Genomic DNA, 20,002 nt, shown 5'->3' with positions numbered 1-20,002 from the left:
ACGTCTGGATCGACACCGGGCACGGTGGAGATGTCCGAACCGCATCTGTCCAGGAGTTGAGATGACTGCCGACCGCGAACGTGCCGCGACCCCCGAGGACCTGGCCCGGCTGTTCGTCGAACGCGCCAACGCCGACGACGCGGAGGGAATCGCCGCGCTCTACGAACCGGACGCCGTGCTCGGCTACCCCGTCGGAGAAGTGACCGTCGGACGGGAGGCGATCCAGGCGCTGTTCGAGAAGGTGGTGACGATGATGCCGCCGCAGCGTGTCGAGGAGCCGCTGCCGACGCTGTTCCACGGGGATCTGGCGCTCACCGCCACTCGCCCCGCCGACGGTACCGGTGGCCGCGCCCAGGTGGCCCGCCGTCAGGCCGACGGGACCTGGCTCCGCATCCTCGACCGACCGGAGTAGTGCACGGCCCGTCCAGGGCGGGCCTGAGAGCACGCATGAGCCGCCGCATGCATTTGTCGTTCTGGACGGGCCGCGCTCAGCGGCGGAGTAGGGCGTAGGCCAGCGTGGCCAGGCTCGCGGTGGAGAGAACCGCGCGGACGACGTTCCAGCGCACCCAGGACGTCTCGAACCGGTCCCGGACCGCCGCGAAGTCGGTGATCCGGGCCGGGTCGCCCGCGGCGTCCAGCTGGTTGTTCAGCGGCACGTTGAGCGCGAACGTGATGACGAGTACCGCGGCGTAGAGCCCGACTGCGGCCACGATCCAGAGCGCTGCCGAGTGCTCGCCCGCGCGCCACTCGAGGATGGCGGCGAGAGCGGTCAGCAGCAGTGCGCCGGCGAAGCTGAACGCGAACCAACCGTTCAGGATCGCCACGTTGATCCGCTGCATGGCGTCGACAAAAGTGCGGTCGTCGACCTGACGCAGACCGGGCATGACCGCGATCGAGAACGTGTAGAACAGTCCGGCCGCGAGGCCGGTCGCCGTCATCGCGGCGATCAGCGTGATGTTCCTGAACAGCATGGAAGCCTCCGTAGGTGCTGGTCCGATCCGGACTCCAGTCAACGGGGTGGCCCCGGCCGGCGGCCATCGTCGGAGGACTCGGCTGCATGCGCGAGCGTCCACGCCACTAAGTAGCGCTGCTATCTAAGTAGCGGTGCTACTGTCATGTCCCGTGGATCGGCGGACGCAGTGGCTGCGCGGGGTGCTGGACCTCTGCGTGCTGGGTGCGTTGGCCCGCGGCGAGTCCTACGGCTACGAAATCGCTCAGCGACTCGATGCGGGCGGCCTCGGCACGATCGCCGGCGGCACGCTCTATCCCGCCCTGCTCCGTCTGGAGCGACTCGGCCTCGTCCTCGCTGATTGGCGTGCCGGTGCGAGCGGACCCGCTCGCAAGTACTACCGCCTCAGCGACGAAGGCCGAGCGACTCTTCTGAGCGCCGGCGAGGAATGGACGGCGTTCGTTCGCAACGTCAACGCCATCATGGAGGTCCCGTGACCGTGGATGAGTGGCTCGCCGCGCTCTCGGCCGAGCTGCGTCGCCGCCAGGTCGACCCGTCGGGCCCGGTCGGCGAGGCCGCGGTCCATCTGCGGGACAGTGGACAGGCGCCGTTGTCCGTCTTCGGCCCACCCGCCGCGTACGCCCTGGCCGTCGTGGAGAGCCTGCGCGGCACGACCGCCGCGGCCCGGCGCCGACCGCGCAGCGACGTGCGGCTCGAGGCCCGCGGTATCACCAAGAAGTACGGCCGCAGAACCGTGCTCAACGGCGTCGATCTCAGCGTGCACGCCGGCGAAGTGGTCGCGATGATCGGTGCCAACGGCTGCGGCAAGAGCACGATGCTGCGCATCTGCGCAGGGCTGACCAGGCCGAGCTCCGGCGAGGTCCGCATCCACGGCAGGGTGGGCTACTGCCCGCAGGCCGGCGGTACCTCCGACTACCTCACCGCCGACGAGCACTTCGTCCTCGTCGGGGCCGGACGCGGCGTTCCGCGCACCGCGGCGAGGGCGGAAGGTCGTGCCCGGGCGGCAGCTCTCGACTGGCCGCACGTCGCGCGCGACGGTCAGGCTCGGCACCTGTCCGGCGGTACCCGGCAGAAGCTCAATCTCGTCCTCGGTGGTCTCGGCGACCCGGACGTGCTGCTGCTCGACGAGCCGTATCAGGGCTTCGACAACGGCACCTACCTGGACTTCTGGCAACAGGTGTGGCGCTGGCGCGACGCCGGCAGTGCGATCGTCGTCGTCACCCACCTGCTCGGCGAGCTCGACCGGGTGGACACGGTGCTCGATCTGACTCCGAGGGGCGAACGGTGACGAAGACTCTGACGGTTGCCGAAGCGGCTCTGCGGGAGATCGCCCGGCGCCGCGGTGTGCTGCTCCTGTTGGCGCTGCTCCCGCTGGCGTTCTACTTCAGCCGTCGCGGTACGGAGTACTGGCAGTCGGTGCGGTTCGTCAGCCTGGGCATCGGGTGGACGCTGAGCACGGCAGCCTTGTTCGCCGGTAACGCGGCCCGCGGCATCGAGCCTCGCCTGCGGCTCTGCGGCTACGCCACCTACCAGCTGTACCTGGGCCGCCTCGCCGCGCTCTGGGCGGTGGGCTTCGCGCTGGCGACGCCCTACTTCCTGTTGATCCGCTTCGATCTGGACGACGTCCGCTACGACGGCATCGCGCTGATCCTGCTGCTGACCGTGGTGGTCGCTCCGCCGCTAGGGCTGGCGGTGAGCGCGGTCCTGCCCCGGGAGCTCGAGGGGATGCTCGTGCTGCTGACGATCGTCGCGATGCAGATGATGCTCGACCCGGACGAGGCGGTCGCGCACGCGCTGCCTTTCTGGTTCACCCGGGAGATCGGCGAGTACGCGATTCAGAGCAACGCCGGGGCGGATCACGTTGCTCGTGGCTTGGTGCACACGTCGGTCGTCCTTGCGGTCGTGCTCGCGCTGGGCGGATGCGCGGCGGCCGTGCGGCTCCGGCGCCAGGTGCCCCTGACGGCAAGTCCGAGCGGCCCGTCCGGTCCGACCATCTGACCGCCCGCTGGACAGGGCCTGACTGGACCGGCCCCAGCCGGATCGGGCCCAGCCGGCAGGGCCCGACCGAAGCGGGCCCTGCCGGAGCGGGAGAGCAGCGCCGGGTCGGGCGGGGTAGCGGCGCCGCAGCCAGTGGGAGTGGGTCAGAACGCCTTGCCGGTGGCGGCGGATCCGCGGCGGGCGAGTTCGATGAAGCCGTAGGTGCCTTTCTCGCGGAACTCGGCAGCTGCCTCGACCACCGCGCCGATCGCTGCGAACGCGAAGCTGCCCCCGATCGAGACCCGGCTGACGCCGAGTTCGGCGAGCTCCGCTACCGGCGGCGCGCCGCGGTACGCGAGGACGTTGACCGGCCGATCGACCGACGAGACGACCGCGCGGATGTCCTCGGCGCTGGTCAGCCCCGGCGCGTAGAGCACGTCGGCCCCGGCCTCCTGGTACGCCTGCAGCCGGGCGATCGTGTCGGCGAGATCGGTGCGCCCGTACAGGTAGTTCTCGGCGCGCGCGGTCAGCACCACGCGCGTCGGTCCGGCGTGGGCGGCCTCCGCGGCGGCGGCGATCCGGTCGGTAGCCGCGGCGAGGTCGTAGATCGGGTCGTCGTCGCGTCCGGTGGAGTCCTCGATCGAGCAGCCGGCCAAGCCGCTGCCGGCCGCCGCTGTCACCAACTCGGCCACCGCGTCAGGGGCGTCGGCGAAGCCGTTCTCGAAGTCCGCGGAGACCGGCACGTCGGTCGCGGCAGCGATCGCGGCGGCGTGTGCGAGCGCCTCGTCCCGGGTCACGTGGCCGTCGTGCCGGCCGAGCGTGGCCGCGAACCCGCTGCTGGTCGTCGCCAGTGCGGAGAACCCCAGCGCGGCGAGCAGGGCGGCGGAACCGACATCCCAGGGATTCGGCAGGAGGAGCGGACGCTCGCTGTGGTGAAGGTCGAGGAAGTGCTGCGCCTTGGCAGCGGGGTTGGTGGTCGGCGACTCGCTCATGACGGCACCGTAGCGACGCCCACCGACAGAACTCGCGCGGGATGTCTTCCCGGAGGGGCGCGATGCGGTGTGACGGGCCGGGTTGCTTCCCGGACGGGTGTGCGGGGCATGGGTGGTTTCCCGAGATGGCGCCCGCAGCGTGCCGTAGTGGGATCACTTCCGGAAGGCATCCGTAACGTGCCGGGGGATTCTCGGGAATGGCGTGCATGCCCTTGCGGTGGCTTCGGGAGGCTTGTGTCGCGGTGTCGGACGGCGCGGTTTCCGAGAGGGCCATGCGCGACGTACCCGGTGGGGTGTTCCCAAGAGCGTTATCGAGCTGCTGTCGGCGTCGTCCTCCCAAATGGGTGTGCCTCGCACCCCGGGCGGGGCGGTTTTCCCGAAAGCGCGCGCCAGGCGCCCCGGTGGGGTTCTTGTCGAAAAGGCGCGCCAGAAGCCCCGGTGGGGGTGGTCTTCCCGAAAAGCGGCCTCGCGAGGCTCCCGTGGGGTGGCCTTCCGAAAATCGCGCCACCTGACGGCGCGTTCGTCGAAGAATCCACACGCGACACGGGAAAGCCCACTCATTCCAACGAGTTGGGTAGTGTTGGTGCATGGCCCGCACCGAATACCTCAACGACCCCGCAGCTCCGGCGCCCAACTCCATCGTGGTGGCCGCGACCGCCTTCGTCGCCGAGACCGACGGCCGGATCCTGCTGATCCAGCGAGCCGATACCGGCCGGTGGGCACTCCCCGGCGGGGTGCTGGGACTCGGCGAACGCGTGACCGACACCGCCGTCCGCGAGACCAGGGAGGAGACCGGCATCGACATCCTGATCACCGGCCTGATCGGCATCTACAGCAATCCTCGGCACGTGCTCGCGTTCAGCGACGGCACAGTCCGCCAGCAGTTCTCGCTCTGCTTCCGTGCCCATCCACTCGGCGGCTCACCGTCTCCCAGCGCGGAGTTCCTCGACGTCCGGTGGGTCGACCCGGGGACGCTCCGCGAACTGGACATCCATCCGGACATGCTGGTGCGCATCGGGCACGCGCTGTCCAACCGACCGCTGCCCTACCTCGGGTGACGCCCACCCTCGGCAGACGTCGGGGCCACCGGGGTGCGAGGCTTCAACCCGAAACGCTGACCTCGACGAAGGGTGGCCGGGAGTGGCCGAGCAGATTCGGGCGGCGCGGCCCGCTGGCGACAGTTGGATCGACTCCGCCGAGCACCGGGCCTGGCTGGACGTCGAGCGCGACCGGTTGTTCGACTTCGCGGCCGGGTCGCGCCACCCGGCGGGGTTCGGCTGGCTCACCGACGACGGGACGCTCGACGCGGAGCGTCCGCTCGACCTGTGGCTCACCTGCCGGATGACCTATGTGTTCGCGCTCGCGACGCTGCTCGGTCGCCCCGGGTCCGCGGAGCTGACCGACCACGGCCTGGCGGCGCTTACCGACCGCTTCCGCGACCAGGAGCACGACGGGTGGTTCTCGTCGATCACCGCGGACGGCCCCGTCGACGACGGGAAAGCCGCCTATCCGCACGCGTTCGTCGTGCTCGCGGCCTCGTCGGCGGTCGCGGCCGGGCGTCCGGGGGCTGAAGCGCTGCTCACCGACGCGCTGGCCGTGAACGAGCAGTGGTTCTGGCGCGAGGACGACGGCATGGTCGTCGACGCGTGGGACCGGCGATGGTCGACGCTCGACCCGTACCGCGGCGTCAACGCGAACATGCACACGGTGGAGGCCTACCTCGCGGCAGCCGACGCGACCGGTGACCTGGTGTGGCAAGCGCGGGCCGACCGGATCACCCGCCGAGTGCTGGGCTGGGCCGGCGCGAACGATTGGCGGATCCCGGAACACTTCGACGAGGGCTGGAATCCGCTGCTGGAGCATCACCACGACCAGCCACGCCACCAGTTCCAGCCGTACGGAGCGACGATCGGTCACGGTCTGGAGTGGTCACGACTCTGCCTGCACCTGGCGGAGGCGTTGGCGGCGGCCGACCCGTCCGCGGACGTCACCGCCCTGCGCGATGGCGCGGTCGCGCTGTACGACCGGGCGGTGGCCGACGGGTGGGCGGCCGACGGTGCGGTCGGCTTCGTCTACACCACGGACTGGTCCGGGCGGCCGGTCGTCCGGGACCGGCTGCACTGGGTCGTCAACGAGGCCACGAACGCGGCGGCCGCGCTCTGGGTCGCTACCGGCGACCGCCGGTATGAAGCGCCGTACCGCCAGTGGTGGGACTACGCCGAGCAGTACCTGATCGACCGCGAGCGCGGCTCGTGGCGCCACGAGCTGGACGAGCGGAACGCACCGTCCGCGTCGGTGTGGAGTGGCAAGCCGGACGCGTACCACGCGGTGCAGGCGACGCTGATCCCGCAGTTGCCGCTGGCACCGTCGCTGGCCGCCGCGCTCGCCCGGGGCTGAGGCTCGTTCGAAGTGCGGCCCGCTCGGGGCGGGGCTCGCTCGGGGCGGGGCTCGCTCGGGGCGGGGCTCGCTCGGGGTTGAGGCTCGCCCCGGGCTGACGTGTGCCCGCCCTCAGCTCTCGTCGAGGCCGCCCGTGGGTGACCAGGCCGCGCGGCTGAGCGCCCACGCCGCTGCCTGCTCGTACACGGCCGCGGCCAACCAGGCGACGACGAAGCGTCGGCCCTCGTCGTCGGCGAGTCGGCCGAACGTGTCGCGGCGGCCCGGTCGCGCGGCGGCGTTGAGCGCGGTGAGCAAGTCGGCCCCGGTCTCCCAGCGGGTCGTCCGCAGGAGCTGCTGGTCGGAGCGGGCGAACGCCTGAACCGCCCGGCCCCCCTCGACCGTGCGATCGAGGTGCCGTCGGAGCAGGCGCAGAACCGGGTCGCCGGTGAGCGGCGCGGGGTCGCCCGAGGCGGGCGCCGGGTTGTCGGGCGCGGTCGCCGGGGCGTCCGAGGTCGGCGCGGGGTCGGCCGGGTACGGCCCGGCGGCCCCGGTTCCCGCGCTGGTGATCATGCTGCGGTGCAGGCGGTCGTAGCCCAGGTCGACGTGGCCGCCCCAGGCGGCCGGTAGCCGGATTTCCGGTGTGTCGAGTACGAAGTCGGCAGCCTCCGCCGGATCGGACGCGGCGACTGCGGCGCTCACGGCGGCGCGGTGCGGCGCCACCGCGAGGGCGTGCAGCAGCCCTGGCCGGGCCGGATCCGGCCGGCCGATCACGTCGAGCTGGACGCCGCTTGCGTCCGCGAGCACCCGCAGGTTGTCGCGGTAAGCCAACTCCGGGCTGTCGATCGTGATCGCGAGCGTGACCAGCTGCCCGTCGGAGGTGAGCGCGAGCACGCCGTCGGCCGCCGAACCGACGATCTCTGCCCGGAGGAACAGCAGGTCGGCACCGGCCGGCCGGTCCTGAACCGGAAGCTCCAGCGCGGCGAACGCCCGGTCGAGCTGGGCGTCGATCGGCTCGTCCCAGAGCTCGGCGAGCGGCGCCTCGTGCCAGGCGGCTCCGCCGGCCCGCACCGCACGGACGCTGCGGCCGGCCCCGAGCTGCCGGGATTCACTCGCGGTGGCTCCGGTGACCAGCAGCCCCGCGCGGGCCAGTTCCCGGTGGCTCAGCAGTCCGCCGCCGAGCGGGATGCCGGCCTGGGCGGTAGCCGCCGCGCGCCGGACGTCGCCGGGGTAGATGTCGGCGACCAGCCACAGAACACCGTCCCGGTCGGCCACGTAGGTGGCGGTGCCCGCGTGACCGGAGCCGGCCAGCACCGGCACGGCGCAGAGGCCGACGAGCCGCAGACTGCCCCGTGCGGTGTACTCGCGACGGGCGGTGCCGAGCAGAGGTGCCACGTCGCCGTTCGGGAGCGCGGGATCGCGGAGCCGATGGGCGAGCAGGAGCAGGGCGCGCAGGTCGTCGGTCACCGTGCCCAGCCGGTAGTGGGGAGCGTCGGACCGGGCGTCCTGCAGATGGGTGGCCACTTGGCGCGCACCGGCGGCCAGGTGGTGAAGGCCGTGCGCGCGGGCATCGTGGGCGGCCCGCAGGAGCGAGGCGCGGAGCACGACGCCGCTGCCGGTGACGCCTGCCGTGAGGACGGCGCCGGCCGCCTTCCAGACGGCGTCCGCCGCGGCGCGCTGGACCGCGGTCAGACCCGGAGTCGGCTCCGCGGCCGACCCGGTCGAAGCGCGCCCGGTCTCCGCTGGCGTGGCGTCGGCAGGCCCGGTTGAAGGCCGCCCTGCTTCGGCTGGCGCGGCTTCAGCCGGCGTCGTTTCGGCTAGCCCAACCTCGGTAGGGCCCTCCTCGGCCGGGCCGACTTCGTCGACGGGGGCCGCCACCGGGGCGGCCGACAGCACGGCGGCACGGTGCAGACAGGCCGGGGCGAGCAGGCACGTGCACCGCGCGTCGGTCGCCGCGCGCACCACACCGTCGACCGTGTGCAGGGTGACGGCCGTCGACTCGTCGACGGTCACCGTCCACTCCGGCCCGTCGGCGTCCACCGCCCAGCCGGACACCTTCGCCACCGCCGCGTCCAGCCGCTTCCGGAGCCGTCCGGGCAGCGCGTCGACGGCGTCGACCAGGACCAGCGCGTCGACCGGGGGTAGTGAGCCGCTCATCGGACGTGCTCTCCGACCCACCGCGCCAGCTCCAGCGGGCTGAGCGCGGCGACCGGCATACCGGCGGCGACCAGCCGCTCGGCGATCGGTACCGAGTACCGCGGCTTTCCGGCGTCGTCCAGGCTCGCGCAGCCCAGCAGCGTGCAGCCCGACTCCGCCAGGGCCCGCACCTCCGACAGCAGGCCACCCACGCCGAACCCCTCCTCGAAGTCACTGATCACCGCGACCAACGTGCGGGTCGGCACGGTGACCAGCGAGCGGGCGTACCGCAGTCCGGCGGCGATGTGCGTGCCGCCGCCGACCCGCACCTCGAGCAGCAGACCGAGCGGGTCGTCCACCCGGTCGGACAGGTCGATGACGTCGGTCGAGAACGCGACGAAATGCGTGGTCAACGCCGGGACGCCGGCGAGCACGGACGCGGTCAGCGCCGACCAGACCACCGAGGCCTCCATCGAGCCGGACACGTCGACGACCAGCACGAGACGCCAGTCGACGCTGCGCCGGGCCCTGGTCCGGAACACCGGCCGCTCCGGGACGACGACCACCCGGCCGTCGTCGGCGCGGTGGGTGGTGGCCAGGTTCGCCCGGAGCGTCCGGGGTAGGTCGAGCGGCCCGCCCGGCCGGTACGTCGGGCGCGGGGACGCCAAGCCGGTCAGCGCGGGCCGAATCCGGGTCGCGAGCTGCTGCGTCAGCTCGGCCACCAGCCGGGCGACGAGCGGCCGCAGCCGGGCGAGCGTCCCCTCCGGAACACCGCCGACCAGCGACAGCACGGTCTGCAACAACTCGACGGAGGGCCGCACTGAGCCCGGGTCGAGTTCCAGCGCCGCGTCGGTCCGGCCGGCCTCGACCGCCCGCCCGAGCACCTCCTCCCGGACGCCCGGCCCGAACAGCGCCGCGAGTTCCTCGGACCACTCCCGGGCGGTGGGGTAGGACGCCTGGCGGCCGGCGCGCGCGTCGGCGTCGTCCTGGGCGCCTTCGCCGCGGCCCGCGCCGTACAGCTCGTCGAGCGCACTCGCATACCGTGCCGCCCGGGCGCCTCGGACTCCGGGCCGGCCCAGCACCAGCCGCCACCGGTCGAGCGGGTCGAGGTCACCCTCGACGCCTCGCGCGGCCGCCGAACCAAGCCCCGCCGGCGAGGGCTCCGCCGACGGGGATCCACCCGACGAGACTCCCGCCGACGAAAGCCCCGCCGAAGCGGGCCCCGAGGGCGTGGACTCGGCCGCTGGGGCACCGCCGCCGAGCGGCAGGTGAAACCGCGTCACCGCCGCGCGACCGGCGCGATCCGCGAGGAGGCGATGCAGCAACGCCTCGGGGTCGGGCACGACGTCGATATCGGCCGACGGCTCACCGAGCCGGTCGGTCACCACCGTGAGCAGCCGATCGCGGCCGGCCGGGCTCAGCACCGAGAAGCCGCCCCGCAGCGCCGGCAGCCGGTCGAGGAACTCCTCGTCGGCGAGCGACTCGATCCGCGCGAGCAGCGTGTCCAGCACCGCGCCGCCGGTCTCCAGCAGCGGGCTGGACGCCGCCAGCAGGCCGGTCAGCCGTCCCTGCAGCACTCGGCGCCGATCCGCGTCGGTCGCGTTGTCGACCCAGGACGCGATCCGCTCGCCGAGCCATGGTGGCTCCTTGCTGCCGAGGAGCACCTGCGTGACGCTCGCGGCGGCGGCGATCAGCGGACTGCCGTCGACCGCCAACCGCTCCAGGGCGTCGGCCAGCCGTAGTCCGGCGTCGTTGCGCAGCGCGAGGGCGACCAGGGCCCGGGCGTCGGCGACGTCCGTGGAGCCGGCGAGGCCGTCGAGCTGACGTACCGCGGCGGCTCGCACCACCTCGGCCGTCCCGTCGAGGTCGCCGGGCCGGGGAAGGGCCGACGGCGCAAGCCCGGGTACGTGGCCGAGACGGACCTGGTCGATCGTGGCCAGCGCGTCGAGCAGTTCCGGGAGCGTGCCGGTGGCCGGTGCCACCAGCGCCAGCGTTGCCAACCGCTCGGCTGCCAAACCGACCAGCGCGCACCCGGCCGCGGTGGCGAACGCCTCGACCACCTCGGCCGCGGTCGGCCCGCCGGCGTCGACCTGGCGGCGCAGCCGGAGTCGCAGCGCGCCCTCGGCGGCCTGTGCCGGCGTGACGCCCTGGACACCGGCGACGTCCAGGGACGCCTCCGTGGACGGGGTCCACCCGGCGGTCCACCGCGTGGTCAGCCCGGCGAGACCACCGACACCGGTGACCTCCGCCTCGGTCGCATAAGGCACCCGGCACACGGTGAGCCGCCGCAGCGTGATCTCCCGGCGGCGGTCGAGATCGGAGCGCAGCGGGTCGAGCCGCAGGTCGCGGGCGGGCTCGCCCGGCCCGGGTAGCCGAAGAGCAGCCAGTTCCCGTTCGACCGCGGACCGCAGCCCCGAGCGCGGCGCCGCCGGTGCCACCCGGCCGCGACGCTCTCCGACCAGTACCCGCTCCATCGCCCGGGCCACCACCCGTCCGCGCCCCAGGACCTCACCCTGCGCGAGGACGCTCTGCACCGCCTCGACCAGCTCGCCGCGGCCGGGCGCCGGGAGGTCGCGGAGCCGGGCCAGCCCTGTCGCCAGTTGGACCGCCTCCCGTGCTTCCCCCGGACCGGCCGGGTGGCCGGCGGCGCGGACCTCGGCGGTGATGCCGACCAGAGCGGCGATCGCGGCGTCCTGAACGGCTGCGGCGTCGCCCCCGGCGGCGAGAACCTCCTGCTGCCACTGCGGATCGCGGATGCCGGCCGGATAGCCGGACCGCTCGTCGAGCAGCGCGAATGTGTACGGCACGAGCGACGTGACGATCTCGCTGCCGGGCGCCGGCTCGGTGGTGGGCGGTGGAGACGCAGGTGCGTCTGGATCCAGGTGCAGGGCGGGGGCGTGGAACGCGCCGACGACGGCCGCGATCCGACACGGCCCGGACGCCAGCGCCTCGGCCACGCAGCGCCGCATCCACTCTTCGCGGCGTAGGTCGATCGGGTCGACGCCGCCCCCGCGCCGCGCGTCCGTGCGGAACGCCCAGCCCACCAGCAGCGCGGCCCGCCGCACCGCTTCCGGTGTCGAGCCGGGGGCCCTGGCCTCGACGGCCCGGTCCCAGAGATCGTCGTCGGAGCGTCCGCTGTTGCCTGCCCGCAGCGCGTCGGCCAGCAACGGACCGCCGACCGGCCCGATCTCCTCGACTGGCCCGGCCTCCTCGCTCGGGGAGTCCGGCGCGAACCCGCGCTGGTGCCAGCCGCGATCGACCAGCGGGAGGTCGCAGGCGACGACCCGGACGCCGTTCCGCGCCGCCCACCGCACCGCTGCGAGCTCCGGCGAGAAGTCGGCGAACGGGTAGAACGCCAGGGCCCCGTCGCCGCCGTCGGCACCGGCCAGCGCCACCGGCGCGACGGTCTCCGGATCGGCCAGCCACGGCAACCACTCGGCGAACTCCGCCGGAAGCTCGACCAACACGACGTCCGGCCGCGCCTCGTCGAGCAGGTGGGGCACCACCGCGGCGAGTGCGGGGGAGTGGTGCCGTACCCCGATCAGGTAGGGCACGGTCTGCGCCGCGAGAGCGGAGACCGCCCCCGCTGGGTCAACCGACGGCATTCCGCAGTTCCCAGAGCTGCCGCCAGAGCCGCGACCCCTCCTCCGCACGCCGTCGGACGGCACCGTCCCAGTAGCCGAGCAGCGTGGCGGCGTCCGCCGGGTCGTCCTTGGCCGCCACCCCACGGAGGTGACCCGGCAGGAGCGACAGCACGTCCCGGTCGCCGGGGAAGTAAGCCGCGGCCAGCGCGAGCGAGGTCGCTACCGCCACCGCTTCGGCCGTGCTCATCACCGTGGACGGGCGCTGGACCTGCCAGCCCTCCACCGACTCGCCGGACCGCAGGTCGCGGAACGCGGTCACCAGAGCCTCCAGCACCGCGTCGTCGACGCCGAACGACGCTCCCGACCGCGCGACGGTGGTGGTCGCCTGGCGCTTCACCAGGGCGATCTCGTCCGCGAGTGTCGGGATCGGACCCACCGTCTCGACGTTGAACCGCCGCTTGAGCGCCGCCGACATCTCCGAGACACCACGGTCGCGGATGTTCGCGGTCGCGATGACCGTGAAGCCGGGCGCCGCGGCCACGCTCGAGTGTGCGGTCGCAGCCAGCTCCGGCACCGCGATCCGCCGGTCGGAGAGGATCGAGACCAGCGCGTCCTGGACCTCGGGGAGACACCGGGTCAGCTCCTCGATCCGCACGACCGCGCCGGTGCGCATTCCGCTCAGGACCGGGGACGGCACCAGCGCTTCCGGGCTGGGCCCGTTCGCCAGGAGCAACGCGTAGTTCCAGCCGTAGCGGAAGTGGTCCTCCGTCGTTCCGGCGGTGCCCTGGACGACGAGCTCGCTGGTGCCGCTCACCGCCGCGGCGAGCAGCTCGGACAGCATCGACTTCGCGGTGCCGGGCTCGCCGACGAGCAGCAGGCCGCGCTCTCCGGCGAGCGTCACCACGCAGCGCTCCACCAGCGCCCGGTCACCGACGAACTTCGCGCTGATGACCAGGCGATCCGAGCCGACGCGAAGGGCGTCGCCGCCGCTGCCCAGTACGAACGTCACCACCGCGCGCGGCGTCAGCCGCCAGCCCGGCGGCCGAGGGCCGCCGTCGTAGCGGGCGAGGAACGCCAGCTCTTCGGCGTAGGTGTACTCCGCCGGGTCGACCTGCCGGGCGGCGCCGGATACGGGGTCGGTCGCGGTGCTCATCGGCGCCTTCCGGTCTGCAGCGTTTCGAAGCGCGGTTCGTCGCCGCCACGCACCCGGGCCCAGGCGGCGGCGAACAGGGCGGGAACCGGGTGGAGGGGGACCACTCGGCTGAGGGTCGGCACCCCGTTCGGCAGGCCGAACAGCGGGCTCTTCCACGCCTCGATCGGCGGCAGCGGCGACTTCAGCGCCAGCCAGCCACCTGGCAGGAACAGCGTCCGCCCGGCCCGTGCCCGCTTGGCCTCGGTGACCAGCGGTGTCGCGGCCAGCTCGGCCCGGGCCTTCTTGAGCCGAGCGGGCTTCCACCCGGTCCAGCGGGCGACGTTCCGGTCGGTGGGGTCGGGCAACGCGAGCAGCTGAAGGTAGAGCGTGGCCGCGTCGGCGCTCAGGCCGAGCGCCGTCGCGACCTCGGTGACCAAGTCGGGCACCGAGCGGCTCGGGTCCTGCGGTGGTCCGGCGGCCGGGTCGATCGCGGCCGCTCCGTCGAGCAGCACGGGCAGCCAGTCGGAGAGCAACACCCGGAGGGCAGCGATCTCGTCGCAGTGCTGGGCGCGGGCCTCGTACGCCCGGAGCGCCGGGTCGTCCGGGCCGGTGATCAGCGCCGGCCGCAGGCGCACTCGCCGGCCGTCGGCCAGGTCGGGCGTGACGAAGGGCCCGAGTTCGACCCGATCGTCGTTCGGAGCGCTCCGATCGACCGGCGAAGTTCCCAGGTCGTCGGCGAGCGCAGCCCAGTCTTTCTCGTCCAGGTACTGGAGCGAGACCTCGTACTCCGGCTCGGACAGCCGAGCGCGGTAGAGCCGGAGCACCTCGGGCAGCGCCTGCCGGAACCCGTCGTCGACCGGGACGTGGTAGGCCAGCCAGGGCAGGGCCTTGGCCAGCACCGTGACGACGTCGGCAGCGGTGGGGTTGCGGAAGTCCTCTGCGGATTCGATCTGCCCGGCGGCGTCCCGACGGGTCGGCGCGATCCATCCGCACGCCTCCGGCGATCGGAGGCCGTTCACGACGTCGAGGGGGCGTGGTCGCCAGGTCAGCCCCGCCTTGCTGAAGGCGACGAGCACCTCGTCGGAGACGGGCGTGCGCCGACCGCGTGCCCGGTACCACTCGGCCACACCGCCGAGAGCCGGGCCGTCGTCCCAGATCCGGCTCGGGTCGGCGGGCAGCAGGCTGCCCACCAGCGCGGCCCGCCGATTGTTGCCGTGGCCCCAGGCGTCGTTCACGATCTCGAGAGCCGCGACCGGTATGCCGATCTCCTCGGCGGCGGCGCGCACCGGCTCGCCGGGCTGAACGAGGCCGAACAGCAGCAGGAGCGCCTCGGCGCGGCTGAGCCCGGCGGCGCGGGACAGCTCGTCGACCAGCTCCGGACGCCACTCGATCGGCCCGCGCTCCCGCGCCGCCGCCACGTAGGACCGCACCGTCTCGGCGTCGAACCCGGCGAGCAACGAATGGTCGTAGGAGATCTGGACGCCCGGCACCGGCGCGAACTCGCCGTCCGGCTGGTACTCCAGCAGGCAGACGCTCCACTGGGTCTGCCCGAGGAAGGTCTGCTCGTTCTCGCTCAGCCGCAGCACCCGGCCGCCGTTTCCGTTCGCGTGCAGACGGTCCGGGCCCGGCTCGGTCTCGGTCGTCCCGATGATGCGGCGCAGCCGACCGCCCGGGGCCAGCAGCCCCAGATCGGCGAGCAGTTCCGCGAACTCGAGCAGCGCCTCACGCTCCGAGACCGCGACCGGCAGCACGAGCGAGCGGTACAGCGGGGACACCGCGCGGTAGAGCGCGGCCGGGAAGACGTCGAGCGCCTTGAACCAGTCATGGTCGCCCTCCAGGTCCCCCGCGTGCGGAGGGACCCCGTCCACCAGGGCGCGCCCGACGGTCGTCAGCAGCCGGACCGCCTCGTTGCCGCGGTTGTAACAACGGGGGATCAGCAGCGCGAGGCCGTCCATCAGCGGTCCATCGGCGGGCTTGCCCTCGGCGGCCGCTGCCGAGGCCCGCGGCTCCCCGTCCGTCGCAGACGCGAGTCCGGCGCTGAGCCCGGCGAGCAGCGCGGCCCGCTCGGCGGCCTTCGCCACCACGCCGACCACGCCGTTGACCAGATCGGGATGGGTGAGGGCCGGAAGCACGTCCGCGATCGCCGCCCGGATCGCCCCGGGGCACTCCTCGACGACCCCGGCTTGTCCCGCGAGCTGGGCTTGTCCGGCGGCCAGGGCTTGCCCGGCGATCAGGGCCGGCCTCGCCACCAGCGCTCGTTCCGCGGCCAGGGCCTGCTGTGCAGCCTCGTGGTCGCGGGCACCGGCGGCGAGCAGCACCGCGGCCTGCTGGTCGGTGAGCGCGCGGAGCGCGGCCGACCCGGAGAGGTCCCGGGGGCGCAGATGATGCCAGCCGTGCAGGTCAGGCATGAGCGGCGTGCCCGCCGCGAACGTGTCGCGGAACTCGCCGACGCCTACCACCGAGACCACGAAGCCGTCCCGGTCCAGAATCGTCAGCGTGTGGTCGCGCCACGCCTGCCTACTGACCACACCGAACACGGCGTCCGAGCCCGGGAAGCGCACCGCGCCGGTCAGCGAGCCCTCCTCCGGCGTCCGGAGCCGGATCGATCGTCCGTCGATGCCGGTGCCGACGGACTCGCCGTTGTCCGTGGTGCGTACCCGCCAGCCCACCAGACCGTCGGCGCGCCCCATCGGGCTGACGCCGCCGCCGGGCGGCGCGATCCGCAGCCTGCTCGCGGAGGCATCGAGCCGCTCCCCGTCGACCGCATCCGCCTCGAAGAACGCCGGCAGCGATGCCCGGCCGCGCTCGCCGGTGGCCGGGTCGTACTCGAACACAGTGCTGTTGCCCTGGTCGTCCTCGCCGAGGACCCAGTACGACCGGCCGTCGGTGAACACCCGCCCACCTACGTCCTGGGACCGGTCACCCACGTGCAGCGGCCTGCCCCCCGCGGTGCGGCCACCGCCGGGCAGCGGTAGCGAGCCGTCGGCCGGCTGCCACGCCGCGAACGGGAGCTTGGTGATCACGTCGCCGGGCGTCCCGCTCCAGTACGCCGACCGGTCGGGTCCGGTGTCCCACGACACCAGGAGCTGGCCGTCGACGTAGCGGAACGCGGTGAGCCAGAGATAGCCGCGCTGATCGGACGGGATCCGGAGCGTGTGGCGCAGCACCACGCCGTCGGTGTCGAGCACCGCGACCTGGGCGCCGTGCCGCAGGACGAAGTGCGGCCACTGGCCGTACTGGTTGATCTGCTCGTCGTCGTCGGACCGAGGCGGCGGCACCGACTCGGTGACGTACTGCTCGAGCGCGGGCCAGCCGTACTCGTCGACCAGCCCGGACCGGAGCGTCCGGCCGAGCACCGGCGCCAGGTCATGGGCCCGGATCCGCGCGGCGGCGGCCGGGTTCAGCGCGAGCAGACGCCCGTCGACGACCTTGTCGAGCCGCTGGAACTGTCCCTCCAGCGTCGGCAGGCCTTGCCGCTCGATCGCGTCGGCCAGGTCGTCGAGGAAGTGGGTGAGTGCGACCCGGAGCCCGGGGGACCCGAGGACCTGCTCCACCACCGCGGGTGAGGGCCGCCGCGGCAGCCCGTTCTCCGCCGCGGCCACCAGCGCGCCGAGGAAGCGGGGGTCGGCGGCGAAAGCGGCCAGGTCTCGCCGCCCGTCGCTCTCGTCAGCGAGCCACTGGTGGACGTTCACCTGGAAGTCGTCGCTCGGGTCGGCCACCGGCAGCCCGAGCGCGAGCGCGGTGTCGTAGAGGTCGAGATCGGACTGCCAGTCCTGCTCCAGCCGCAGCGGAACACCGTCCGCCCGGATCCGGTCGGCGGCCCGCTCGAGCAGCGCGTAGAGCGCGGTGGACCGGTTGGTCGCCCGCCAGCGACGCGAATTGCGGTGCTTGGCGAACCGGTGGAACCACTCGGCGACCCCGTCGGTGGGCTCGGCGGCCGGGTCGCCGCTGCCCGCCGGTGCCACCAGCGCCTCGGTCGCACCGGCCGCGGTCAGCAGGTCGATCCAGGCGTCGGTGTCGAGGTGCTCGGGGAAGAACGTGAGCAGCCGCCCGCGGACCACCGCGTCGTCGGCCGCCAGCCGGATCAGCGCCGGTCGATAGGCCTTCCAGAACGCCTCCGGTGCCTTCGGCAGCGTCGGCGCGTCGAGCAGATCGCGGAGCACCGCGCCGTCGGCGTCGGCCTGGTTGAGGCCGGCCGCCTTCGCCAGCCGACGCAGATCGGCGACCATCCCCGCGTACGGGGCCAACCCACCGAGCGTGCGCTCCACGCAGAGACGCCGGAAGCGCTCGTACGCCGCGGCGGGTTCGCTGCGCGCCGCCAGGGTGCGGGCGTGCGCGGTGAGCGCCTTCGCGGTGAGCGCGCCGGCGAGTGCGAACTCCAGGAACACCGCGTGCTCCCGGTCCTCGTCGATCGCGAGGGCGTAGGACTGCTCGGCCTCGCGGGCCTTGCCGAACATCATCGCGGCGTAGGAGGGGCTCTCCGCGGCGATGAAGGCCCGCCCGGCCTCCTCGTAGTAGGTCGGCAGGAAGTGTGGCACGGCCGCGGCCAACCGCCGGCCGAGCTCGTCGAAGCCCTCTTTCGCCGGGCCGACGCGGGACTTCGCGATCCGGGCCAGCCGCTCGATCTCCTTGACCAGCGCCAGCGCGTGGTGGCCGTTGGCCGGGTCGTGGACCAGCGCCCACGCAGGGAACCCGAGAGCCTGCCTGCGGACCGTGCCGACCTCGACCGACCGCTCCGGCGTCGCGAAGCCGAGGAACTCCATCGAGAGATCTTCGGCGGCGTGCAGCGTGCCCGGCACGAGCCGGACCACCCTGCGGTCGTCCAGCACCGGGTGCCGGTAGGCGCGCGTGAACAGCGCGTCCACCGTGTCGGACTGCGCGACCGGAGTGCCGGCCGGTAGGACCGCGCCCGCGTCGAGCAGCGCGTCGACGGGCGCGCTCATGCTGCGGCCTCCTTCTCCACGACGCGGCCGGCGTAGAGGCCGGCGGCCATGCGATTGCCTTCCGACCAGGCCACCGGGCCCACCTCACCGAGCGGCAGCGCGACCCCGTCGGGCCGGGTGAAGATGAGGTCGCCGGTCTCGGTCGGGTAGTACGGATCGTCCGAACCGACCCACGAACGTGCCTCGACGACCGCACCGTTCTCGAACACGCGGCACACGGAGTACCCGCCACGGACGCGGTAGCCGGCCTGGGCGGCCCGGGCGGTGAGGTGGCGCAGCTCCTCGTAGTGGCCGCCGGAGTAGGTGGAGACCCGCGTCGTGGCCGGGTCGAGGTCGGCCGGGCGGGCCCAGACGTCGCGGAACAGCTGGTCGATGGCTTGGGTGAACTCCAGCTCGGCGGCGAACTCACGGAGGTCGTCGATGTCGTCGAGCAGGACCGGGTGCGGGATCAGGAGCTGCTCCGCGTCGAGCCGGACGGTTTCCCCGTCGAGGTCGACGATGCCGATGCCCTTCTCGCCCGCGTCGCGGAGGAAACCGACCTGGTCACCGTCGGGCGTGGTGACCACGAGGTTGCGGGCGGCGGACGCCCACGCGTCGTCGGCCCAGACCTCGGCCAGCAGCGCGGCGGGCACCAGGAGCGAACGCACCATCCAGCGTTCGACGTCGGCCCGGCACTGCGTTTCGTGCCGGCTCAGCCACTCGGTGAGTTGTTTCAGGCCCTGGACAACGGGATCTTCGCGGACCGCCTTCGGTACCGAACGCAGCGTCTTCCCCGCCGCGTTCCGGCAGACGAGGGTGTCGCCGTCCAGCGTCACCTCGTAGCCGCCCGCCACCGCTAACCAAGCCATCCAGCAACTCCCCTCCACGACGGAACGGCTGGAGGCTAGCGAGCCGGTGCGACAGTTCGGTGACCGGATCCGGCGCCGTCCAGAATCGACGGCTCCCGCCCCGCTACGGTGAGGCGCATGTCGGAACCGAACGCGGCGCGGGCGCTCGGTAGCGCCGATCAGCCGAACGCAGCCCGGATGTACGACTACTTCCTCGGCGGCTCGCACAATTTCGCCGCCGACCGGGCCGCCGCGGACGGGCTGCTGGCGGTCGCGCCGGACGCGCGATCCAACGCCAGGGAGAACCGCGCGTTCCTCCGCCGGGTGGTCGGCTACCTGCTCGACCAGGGTGTCCGGCAGTTCCTCGACCTCGGGTCCGGCATCCCGACCGCGGGTAACGTCCACGAGATCGCCCACGCCAGGGACCCGCAGGCGCGCGTCGTCTACGTCGACGTCGAGCCGATCGCGGTGGAGACCAGTCGCCGGCTGCTCGCCGGCAACCCGTGCGCCGAGGTGGTCCACGCCGATCTGCGGAACCCGGCCGCCGTCCGGGACCTCGCCACGCTGCTCGACCCGGCCGAGCCGATCGCCGTGCTGGCGATCTCGGTGCTGCACTTCGTTCCGGAGAGCGACGCCCCGGCCGACGTCCTCGGCGCCTACCTGAAGCCCCTGGTCGACGGGAGCTACCTGGCGCTCTCGCACGTCGTCGTCGATGCCGTGCCGCCGGCCGAGACCGAGGACGGCTTGGCCGTCTACGCCCGCACCGCCACCCCCGTCACGCTGCGCGACTCGGCGCAGGTCACCGCGTTCTTCCACGGGCATCCCCTGGTCGAGCCCGGGTTGGTGCCGGTGTCCCGGTGGCGGGCCGAGGCCGAGGCCGAGCCGTCCGCGATCCACGGAGCGGTCGCGCGTGTCACGCGGTGACGAGGTCACCTGCTGATGGCAACTAGGGAAACCCCTGATTTCCCTAGTTAACCGCTATGTTTTGTGTCTCAACCTCGTGACAATCATTGACCGCCTGCCCGGGCGGTGTTTCGCTGAATATGTGCGGCCTTACCAGCGCGTCCG

Annotated in this window: 14 protein-coding genes; 7 read left to right on the top strand and 7 right to left on the bottom strand. The window is 73.3% G+C overall.

Annotated features, from left to right (window positions below; all coding sequences use genetic code 11):
* The first annotated feature begins 61 nt into the window (after positions 1-61).
* Entirely contained in the window at positions 62-412 is a 351-nt protein-coding gene (locus ABEB28_RS15530; protein WP_345728795.1) for a YybH family protein, read from the top strand.
* 76 nt (positions 413-488) lie between these two features.
* Here the strand turns inward: ABEB28_RS15530 and ABEB28_RS15525 are convergent, their stop codons facing one another.
* A complete protein-coding gene (locus tag ABEB28_RS15525; RefSeq protein ID WP_345728794.1) occupies positions 489-971 on the bottom strand; it encodes an anthrone oxygenase family protein in 483 nt (160 codons plus the stop codon).
* A 151-nt stretch (positions 972-1,122) separates the two neighbouring features.
* Between ABEB28_RS15525 and ABEB28_RS15520 the strand changes: the two genes are divergently transcribed.
* From ABEB28_RS15520 to ABEB28_RS15510, 3 genes are read left to right on the top strand one after another with little or no spacing between them, the layout of a single operon-like run.
* Positions 1,123-1,446 (top strand): PadR family transcriptional regulator, encoded by a 324-nt coding sequence (locus tag ABEB28_RS15520; RefSeq protein WP_345728793.1) that lies wholly within the window; start codon positions 1,123-1,125, stop codon positions 1,444-1,446.
* On the top strand, positions 1,443-2,258 hold the full coding sequence (locus ABEB28_RS15515; protein ID WP_345728792.1) for an ATP-binding cassette domain-containing protein: 816 nt from the start codon (positions 1,443-1,445) through the stop codon (positions 2,256-2,258). Before ABEB28_RS15520 ends, ABEB28_RS15515 begins: the two co-directional genes overlap by 4 nt.
* Positions 2,255-2,968: a hypothetical protein gene (locus ABEB28_RS15510; protein WP_345728791.1), complete on the top strand. Its 714-nt coding sequence runs from the start codon at positions 2,255-2,257 to the stop codon at positions 2,966-2,968. The genes ABEB28_RS15515 and ABEB28_RS15510 overlap by 4 nt, the downstream gene beginning before the upstream one ends.
* Before the next feature lie 143 nt (positions 2,969-3,111).
* Here the strand turns inward: ABEB28_RS15510 and ABEB28_RS15505 are convergent, their stop codons facing one another.
* Entirely contained in the window at positions 3,112-3,939 is an 828-nt protein-coding gene (locus ABEB28_RS15505; protein WP_345728790.1) for an isocitrate lyase/PEP mutase family protein, read from the bottom strand.
* Between the two features lie 587 nt (positions 3,940-4,526).
* On the opposite strand from ABEB28_RS15505, the gene ABEB28_RS15500 reads away from it, so the two are divergent.
* Together ABEB28_RS15500 and ABEB28_RS15495 are read left to right on the top strand one after the other, a co-directional pair.
* Positions 4,527-4,997 (top strand): NUDIX hydrolase, encoded by a 471-nt coding sequence (locus tag ABEB28_RS15500; protein WP_345728789.1) that lies wholly within the window; start codon positions 4,527-4,529, stop codon positions 4,995-4,997.
* 82 nt (positions 4,998-5,079) lie between these two features.
* A complete protein-coding gene (locus tag ABEB28_RS15495) occupies positions 5,080-6,336 on the top strand; it encodes an AGE family epimerase/isomerase (RefSeq protein ID WP_345728788.1) in 1,257 nt (418 codons plus the stop codon).
* Positions 6,337-6,447: 111 nt separating this feature from the next.
* Here ABEB28_RS15495 and ABEB28_RS15490 read toward each other — a convergent pair whose 3' ends face one another.
* The 5 genes from ABEB28_RS15490 to ABEB28_RS15470 are packed head-to-tail and all read right to left on the bottom strand — an operon-like array spanning position 6,448 to position 18,955.
* A complete protein-coding gene (locus tag ABEB28_RS15490; RefSeq protein WP_345728787.1) occupies positions 6,448-8,469 on the bottom strand; it encodes a hypothetical protein in 2,022 nt (673 codons plus the stop codon).
* Positions 8,466-12,053 (bottom strand): DUF5682 family protein, encoded by a 3,588-nt coding sequence (locus ABEB28_RS15485; protein ID WP_345728786.1) that lies wholly within the window; start codon positions 12,051-12,053, stop codon positions 8,466-8,468. The genes ABEB28_RS15490 and ABEB28_RS15485 overlap by 4 nt, the downstream gene beginning before the upstream one ends.
* Positions 12,040-13,185: an ATP-binding protein gene (locus ABEB28_RS15480; RefSeq protein ID WP_345728785.1), complete on the bottom strand. Its 1,146-nt coding sequence runs from the start codon at positions 13,183-13,185 to the stop codon at positions 12,040-12,042. The genes ABEB28_RS15485 and ABEB28_RS15480 overlap by 14 nt, the downstream gene beginning before the upstream one ends.
* The gene (locus tag ABEB28_RS15475) at positions 13,182-18,107 is read right to left on the bottom strand and encodes a hypothetical protein (protein ID WP_345728784.1); all 4,926 of its coding nucleotides are present in this window, start codon (positions 18,105-18,107) and stop codon (positions 13,182-13,184) included. The genes ABEB28_RS15480 and ABEB28_RS15475 overlap by 4 nt, the downstream gene beginning before the upstream one ends.
* On the bottom strand, positions 18,104-18,955 hold the full coding sequence (locus ABEB28_RS15470; RefSeq protein ID WP_345728783.1) for a DUF4132 domain-containing protein: 852 nt from the start codon (positions 18,953-18,955) through the stop codon (positions 18,104-18,106). Before ABEB28_RS15470 ends, ABEB28_RS15475 begins: the two co-directional genes overlap by 4 nt.
* Positions 18,956-19,072: 117 nt before the next feature.
* Between ABEB28_RS15470 and ABEB28_RS15465 the strand changes: the two genes are divergently transcribed.
* Entirely contained in the window at positions 19,073-19,858 is a 786-nt protein-coding gene (locus tag ABEB28_RS15465) for an SAM-dependent methyltransferase (RefSeq protein WP_345728782.1), read from the top strand.
* The last annotated feature ends 144 nt before the right edge of the window (positions 19,859-20,002 follow it).

The organism is Cryptosporangium minutisporangium, from assembly GCF_039536245.1.
In the GTDB taxonomy this organism is placed as follows: Bacteria; Actinomycetota; Actinomycetes; order Mycobacteriales; family Cryptosporangiaceae; genus Cryptosporangium; species Cryptosporangium minutisporangium.
Note: the sequence above shows the minus strand (reverse complement) of the source record. Positions and strands in the feature narration are given on the sequence as shown.